This is a genomic window from Halobacillus halophilus, assembly GCF_020171985.1.
GTDB classification, from domain to species: Bacteria; Bacillota; Bacilli; order Bacillales; family Halobacillaceae; genus Halobacillus; species Halobacillus halophilus_A.
On sequence record NZ_JAIVAL010000021.1, the window covers coordinates 1 to 6,468 of the forward strand.

The 6,468-nt window shown below is 42.4% G+C and carries 9 protein-coding genes; 3 read left to right on the forward strand and 6 right to left on the reverse strand.

What is annotated here, in order from left to right:
* Positions 1-265 precede the first annotated feature (265 nt).
* The 3 genes from yfkAB (at position 266) to LCM11_RS20220 (ending at position 3,206) form a co-directional block, all read left to right on the forward strand.
* Positions 266-1,393 (forward strand): radical SAM/CxCxxxxC motif protein YfkAB, encoded by a 1,128-nt coding sequence (gene yfkAB / locus LCM11_RS20210; protein ID WP_224896018.1) that lies wholly within the window; start codon positions 266-268, stop codon positions 1,391-1,393.
* 171 nt (positions 1,394-1,564) lie between these two features.
* Positions 1,565-2,071 carry a GNAT family N-acetyltransferase gene (locus LCM11_RS20215; protein WP_224896019.1) on the forward strand — a complete coding sequence of 169 codons (507 nt, stop codon included), beginning with the start codon at positions 1,565-1,567 and terminating at the stop codon, positions 2,069-2,071.
* A 142-nt stretch (positions 2,072-2,213) separates the two neighbouring features.
* A complete protein-coding gene (locus tag LCM11_RS20220; protein ID WP_224896020.1) occupies positions 2,214-3,206 on the forward strand; it encodes an aldo/keto reductase in 993 nt (330 codons plus the stop codon).
* Positions 3,207-3,378: 172 nt separating this feature from the next.
* Here LCM11_RS20220 and LCM11_RS20225 read toward each other — a convergent pair whose 3' ends face one another.
* The 6 genes from LCM11_RS20225 to LCM11_RS20250 all read right to left on the reverse strand — a co-directional run bounded on the left by LCM11_RS20225 (position 3,379) and on the right by LCM11_RS20250 (position 6,103).
* The gene (locus tag LCM11_RS20225) at positions 3,379-3,582 is read right to left on the reverse strand and encodes a hypothetical protein (protein WP_224896021.1); all 204 of its coding nucleotides are present in this window, start codon (positions 3,580-3,582) and stop codon (positions 3,379-3,381) included.
* 55 nt (positions 3,583-3,637) lie between these two features.
* The gene (locus LCM11_RS20230; RefSeq protein WP_224896022.1) at positions 3,638-4,123 is read right to left on the reverse strand and encodes a hypothetical protein; all 486 of its coding nucleotides are present in this window, start codon (positions 4,121-4,123) and stop codon (positions 3,638-3,640) included.
* An 86-nt stretch (positions 4,124-4,209) separates the two neighbouring features.
* Positions 4,210-4,728, reverse strand: coding sequence for a DinB family protein (locus LCM11_RS20235; RefSeq protein WP_224896023.1), 519 nt, complete (start codon positions 4,726-4,728; stop codon positions 4,210-4,212).
* A gap of 136 nt (positions 4,729-4,864) precedes the next feature.
* A complete protein-coding gene (locus LCM11_RS20240) occupies positions 4,865-5,233 on the reverse strand; it encodes a hypothetical protein (protein ID WP_224896024.1) in 369 nt (122 codons plus the stop codon).
* Between the two features lie 132 nt (positions 5,234-5,365).
* Positions 5,366-5,782 carry a hypothetical protein gene (locus tag LCM11_RS20245; RefSeq protein WP_224896025.1) on the reverse strand — a complete coding sequence of 139 codons (417 nt, stop codon included), beginning with the start codon at positions 5,780-5,782 and terminating at the stop codon, positions 5,366-5,368.
* Positions 5,783-5,809: 27 nt separating this feature from the next.
* Entirely contained in the window at positions 5,810-6,103 is a 294-nt protein-coding gene (locus LCM11_RS20250; RefSeq protein ID WP_224896026.1) for a hypothetical protein, read from the reverse strand.
* Between the last annotated feature and the right edge of the window lie 365 nt (positions 6,104-6,468).

Here is a 6,468-nt window from a genome sequence, read left to right on the forward strand (position 1 = left end):
GGGAGTGAAACGAGCGAGGAGACTTGCCAGTTCCCCCGCAGGAAAGCGAGTTGTTTCCGCAGCCATCCCTTCTCTATATTAAGTAACGGACCCGATTTATCTCGAAATCAAGTCTTCAAGTAACGGGAGCTTATCTTTAAGAACTGTGATTGTATTTTACAGAACTTTTTCTAAAGGAAATATAGGGGCTGGGAACGAATTAGTGATAGAATAGGATAGGTTTGAATCGGAATAAATCGTATTGATAGAAAGGAAGTTTCCTATAATGTCAGAAAACAACACGACCCTTCGCCAGCTCACACCCTCCTACGACCCCTGGGAAGCCTATATGGACGTAAAAGATCACGGAAAGCTGACTCTCTCTAATATTGAGTTTACTACCACCACATTGTGCAATATGAGATGTGAACACTGCGCGGTCGGATACACCCTTCAAAATCAGGATCCAGATGCGCTGCCAATCGACTTGATCCTCGAACGCCTGGAGGAAATTCCTCATTTGCGAACGCTAAGTATTACCGGCGGGGAACCGATGATGTCTAAGAAGTCAGTTGACCAATATGTCCTTCCGCTCTTACAGTATGCACACAGCCGGGGTGTTCGCACTCAGATCAATTCTAATTTAACTCTCCCTTATAAGAGATATCTCCCAATCATTCCTTATCTGGATGTTCTTCACATTTCTCATAACTGGGGCACAATCGAAGAATTCATACATACCGGTTTTGCCCGTATGGAAAGGAAGCCTTCAGAAGATAATCGTAAAATGTATTTCGACCGGATGGTTGAAAACTCCCAGCGCCTGTCCGATGAAGGTGTGATGGTATCTGCCGAAACTATGCTAAACCGTCGTACATTCCCTTATTTAGAAGCCATCCACGACCACGTGAACGAGATGAAATGTGCTAGACACGAGGTGCATCCTATGTACCCGGTAGATTTTGCGAGCAGCCTGGAAACCTTAAGCCTTGAGGATATGCGTAAAGGCATCAACCGTCTGCTGGACCACAGGAACGATAACATGTGGATGTTATTCGGCACGCTTCCTTATTATCCTTGCAGTTCCTCTCAGGAAGACCTTGATATGTTAAAACGTTTATACAGAGAGAAAAATGTCACAGTCCGTAATGATCCTGACGGCCGTTCCAGGTTAAACGTCAATATTTTCAGCGGTGATATCATCGTCACAGACTTTGCGGATGAAGCTGGTCTTGGCAACATTCAGCACACTTCCCTTCCGGAAGCCTTTGAAAACTGGCTGGATTCAAGCACAGCAAAAAGTTTAAACTGTCATTGTCCGGCAGTTGAATGTCTCGGACCCAATGCTTTGGTTAAAAACACATACTATCAGGATGTGGATTTCCAAAAACGAGAAACCAACATCTCTCTATGAAAAAGTAAAGCTTAGAGCTATGCCTTTAAGCTTTTTTATTTTTTTAAAAAAAGGCAGGTCTTGAACGAAGCTATTTATTCAAAAACTATATTTCTTGACTTCAAGATAATTCATCACGGTATACTGGATCGTAGAAAAGAAGTTTTAATATAAAGGGGACATTATAAAGCTATGACTATTACAATACGAGAAGCCAACCAGGAAGAGCTCGGCTCGATTCGGGAACAGCGCGTTCTTGCCTATAAAGACCATGTTCACGCCTTACCTGACGAGCATTGGCAGGCTCTCAAGCAAGCGATATCTTCAGAGGCTGACCAGCAGCCCGGTGTTGATCTGCTCGTTGCTGAACTTGATGGAATTCTTGCGGGAAGCGTAGCCCTTTTTCCTGCTAACACAGACGCGTATGAAGGGTATGTAGATGAACTGGACTACCCTGAAATAAGGGTACTTGCCGTATCGCCGGAGATTCGCGGCCAAGGAGTGGCGTCTGCTTTAATAGATGCCTGCATGGAAAGGGCTAAGGCTAAGGGGTACCGTTCGATCGGACTTCACACAGGTGATTTTATGTCTGGAGCTATTGCTCTATATGAACGGTATGGATTTGAGCGCGTGCCGCAGCATGATTTTGAACCGGCGGATGACGGGATTATCGTTAAAGCCTTTTATCGAACTATTTAATGGTTGAAATCCCCCTGATTAGATTTTTGTTATGGGATGCTTAAAGAGGTATGAGGCAATCGCCTTCATGAACGCCTGGGTTTAAAAGACAGGTTAGCTGGATACATACCTGTATCAACGAAACGTAGGAGGCAAAAAGATTATGAAATCATTTGAAGATGCTTTAAAACATAAAGTAGGACTCGGCACGGCTCCACTCGGTAATATGTTCAGGGAAGTTCCAGAGGACGAAGCCCGCTCCACGATTCAAACGGCCTGGGATCAGGGGGTTCGCTATTTTGATACCGCTCCTTTTTACGGGGCAGGTTTAGCAGAAATGCGTCTTGGCGAAGTATTATCGAACTATAACCGTGATGATTATGTATTAAGCACAAAGGTCGGTCGCTATATGACTGATGAAAAAGAAGAAAAAGAGGGGTTATTCAAGGATGCCCGCGATAACAAGGTGATCACGGATTATACCGCAGAAGCTACCGAGAAATCGATAGAACAAAGTCTGGAACGTCTGAAAACGGATCGTTTAGATTTTGTCTTTGTTCACGATGTATCTCCTGACTTCCATGGTGACGAATGGAAAGCAAAATTTGAAGAAGCTAAAGAAGGCGCCTTCCGCGTGCTCACTCGGCTTCGTGAAGAAGGTGTAATTCGTGGCTGGGGACTGGGTGTGAATACAACAGAACCGATTGAACTCGCCATGGAACTTGAGGAAACAAAACCGGATGTATGCTTATCCGCTACCCAATACACTCTTCTTCAGCATGAGCATGCTTTACAAAACATGATGAAGTCTGCCGAAGCAAACAACGTAGATATTGTCGTGGGCAGCCCTTACAACTCAGGTGTACTTCTCGGCGGCGATCATTACAACTATGAGAAAGCGCCGGAAGAAATCATAGAACGGGTAAATCAGTTAAATGAAGTGGGGCAGAAATACGATGTTCCATTGAAAGCAGCCGCACTGCAATTTTCAACCGCTCATCCGTCTGTAAAATCCGTCATTCCTGGCTCTACCCGCCCTGATCGAATTAAGGAAGACCTTGAGATGATCCAGCGTGAGATTCCAAAAGAGTTCTGGGATGAACTAGTGGAGAAAGGATTCATTTCCTCTGAAGCACCATTACCTGTTTCAAAATAGAGATCTTGTTCAATGGGAGAAAATCACAGTAGCTAGCATCTGACTCTACGCCTGTCGAGCACAAACTCGACAGGCTTTTTTATGCAAGAGTCGAGAGCACTCCATTAGGAAGCTTTTTTCTGACGACGTTTATCCTTTAGATCTAAAATAAAGGCCCATCCACTTGAAGCAATTATTCCAGCCAAAAAACAAACGCAGATGAAAATACAGGCCCTTCAAAAAAAGAATCACCGATTAGATTAACTAACAACAGTACCATATAAACGAAAAACCCCTGATAAATTCCCTGGCGAGAATTCTTAATCTGGCTTTCAGACATCTGCTTGAAAAAAATGCCCACTTCTCCGCCTCCTTTTATAAGCTTTGAAACCGACACTCCAGGCCCCCTCCGGCAAGGTAGTCAGCTACCCTCTCCGTGCCAGTCGAATGAATTACTTCTTCAATAAATAAGGCTCTAGTGATTTCAGGTATGTTTCACTTTCCGCTATATACTCCTGATACTTCGTTACTAGAAAGATGGCTGCAGCTAAATAAATACATAGCCCTACTACATTTAAGACGATACGCCAAAAACGATTGATATATAGACGTGATGGCGGAAATAATTTATCACCTGCCATGCTGTAAGCGATTTGGACAGGTACAAGCAACACAAGTACAACATTTGCAAAAACTTGTTTGAAGCGGTCAGGAAGAACATGGGTTTTGATTGAGTTGTCTAAATGAGAGGAAGCAATTGTGTACTGGCTGGAAACCTCTCCCTTCCAGTCATACTCTTCCACTATCGTCTTCTCGCCCTGTATTTCAAAATCTGTACCCAGAGGCACATGGTAATCTCCTACTGATAAGTAGAAAACCAACGTAAAAACCCCTAATGTGAGAAAGAATTGAGAAATGCGGAACCATATTTTTTTCATGATCTCACTCCTTTAATAGGCTAAGAATTCTAGGAGATCAAAATAAGATAAAATGTTTCCTGATTACTTTAATAACGACCTGTCTCTTAAGCGCTTTGATTTAATAAGCGCTTGATAGCTCTAATTTGCCCGCGATGGTTGATCTCGTCTTCCATTACATGAAACCAAAGGTAGTAGTGATTATAAGGAACACCGTGATCCCATTTATCTTCTTCCAAAAGCCACTGATCATTTTTAGCGGCTAGAGTGGCCAGTGTATTTACCCGAACTTGGTTTAATTGCTCTATGTAATAATCCAGAGGTTGATCGTGGATCTTTTCTCTAGCCTCGTCTCCAAGCTCCAGCGCCAGTTTCCAGTCATCGTATTCCTGCTCTGATAAGTCTCTTTTTTCAAAAGACACGACTTGATGCACGAATTCGATCGATGCGATATGCAATAACAGGGCTCCAATTGTGTTCGAGGATGGATGCGGAAGTGCATCTAAATCTGTTTTTTTGAGACCAGCAATCTCCTCTAACGTAACTTCCCGGGTATGTTCGAGCATCGATACAAGCTCCCCTATTTTTTCTGTATAGCCATCATTTGATTTTATGCGGTAATCCATTTTCTTCCCCCTTTATTTGTATATTTTAGGTTACCAGAGTTTAGTGAAAATCATAGTCTGGTATTTTCCTTCATTCCGGTATATGCTGGAGATGGTATAAGAAAAGGACCGCTGTATAAGCCGCCCCGTGTTCGAATTAATCCTGTTCCTGTTTATTACGGAAATACTCCACCGCTTCCCGCAACCGTTCATTCTCTTGTTTTAAGGCTTCTACATCTTCCTCGTGGATCCATTTGTAGAGCAGCAAAGCGCTGACTATTATGAGACAAATCCACCATCCGATCAAAGAGAACCATTCCGGTTCATGCCGATACTCATAATAAAATTGGCTAACATGAAAGTGGGTAAAGAAAATAAGAGCTGCAAATGATAAATAGATCCCTCTCCACCAGGGCTTTTCCTTTTTCCCGTTCGTTTTTTTATATTTAATAGACCATGCCCAGTAGCCGATTACCAGAACGATAAACCAGAGAAGCACGCCCCAAGAAGTTGAGCCGACAAACATACCATCCTCTCCCGATTCTGTTTGAGTAGATAGCTTTTATTTTAACATATATATCCAATTAACCCGTGAAACTATTCCGCCATATACGGTTTAATCAAATGGCCAACCCTCCTGTATAGTTGTATGCCCACCTCATCTCTTTCTTACGTTATGACTAATACAAATAATAAATGCCAATATGGCAGGATACACGATCAACCCGCCGATGATCACGAAACCAAGTACTGGGGCAGGATCATCTGCAGGATGATGAATGGGAAAGAGGAAAACAAATATACTGGTCATTAAAATAAAATAAGGAAACCAGAGTATTACGGTGAAGTAATCTGATTTCCTTTTCTCCAGCCATCGGGTTATGAACAGATAACAAACGATTACTCCCCCAGCTAACCAAATTCCAAGGAGGATTATGGAGACATCGACTACTACACTTACCTCCACGTTTAGCAGCCTGCTAAGCCGATAAGTATTAACCATCAGCTCCAGCGCTGCAAAAAAGAGAAAAGCAAATAGGATACTAACGGTATTTATTTTCCCAAAGTAAGCCATACATCCACCTCACGGGTTGCACATCTGTTAGTCGTTCTTGAATTGTTTTGAATGCTTTTTAGCGAAATCAATAATTTTTTTATACGTTTTCGGATCTATTTCCTTTTTGGAAGGTATATAAAGCTTCGCCGTGCCTTCGTCCAGTATTTTAATCATCTCTTTACCGCGAACGTATAAGATCACGTATAGAAATGGATGGGTCATCTGGCTTTCCAACAGGAATTCCTTAGGGAAATTGGCCGTAATGAGAAGACGGTCTTCCACTTGCTTTAAGGATAGCTTGCTGTAACATTCAAGGTTTTCTATATCTTTAAGATACATCTAAACCCCTCCTTTATTTTACTAGTCATTCGACGTCCAGCTGCTTTTGAGTGCGAATGATTTAATCCTACTCATTGACTATTTCCTGTATTCCCTAAAAACGTGAATCCTTTGTAAATTTTCGAAGACATTTTTCTTAAGTTGATAGCTTATCTTATTAAGCCCTGAATGTGCAACTGTTATGTCAGAATTTTTACCAAATTTAATAATTAGGCTCTGGTAAACTTCCGTGTTGATACTAAAGTAAAGCTCCCGTTTGTTGAAGACTTGATTTCGAGATAAATCGGGTCCGTTACTTAATATAGAGAAGGGATGGCTGCGGAAACAACTCGCTTTCCTGCGGGGGAACTGGCAAGTCTCCTCGC

Coding starts and splice junctions, on each gene's coding strand:
- yfkAB (WP_224896018.1), top strand. CDS start 266: ATGTCAGAAAACAACACGACCCTTCGCCAGCTCACACCCTCCTACGAC.
- LCM11_RS20215 (WP_224896019.1), top strand. CDS start 1,565: ATGACTATTACAATACGAGAAGCCAACCAGGAAGAGCTCGGCTCGATT.
- LCM11_RS20220 (WP_224896020.1), top strand. CDS start 2,214: ATGAAATCATTTGAAGATGCTTTAAAACATAAAGTAGGACTCGGCACG.
- LCM11_RS20230 (WP_224896022.1), bottom strand. CDS start 4,123: ATGAAAAAAATATGGTTCCGCATTTCTCAATTCTTTCTCACATTAGGG.
- LCM11_RS20235 (WP_224896023.1), bottom strand. CDS start 4,728: ATGGATTACCGCATAAAATCAAATGATGGCTATACAGAAAAAATAGGG.
- LCM11_RS20240 (WP_224896024.1), bottom strand. CDS start 5,233: ATGTTTGTCGGCTCAACTTCTTGGGGCGTGCTTCTCTGGTTTATCGTT.
- LCM11_RS20245 (WP_224896025.1), bottom strand. CDS start 5,782: ATGGCTTACTTTGGGAAAATAAATACCGTTAGTATCCTATTTGCTTTT.
- LCM11_RS20250 (WP_224896026.1), bottom strand. CDS start 6,103: ATGTATCTTAAAGATATAGAAAACCTTGAATGTTACAGCAAGCTATCC.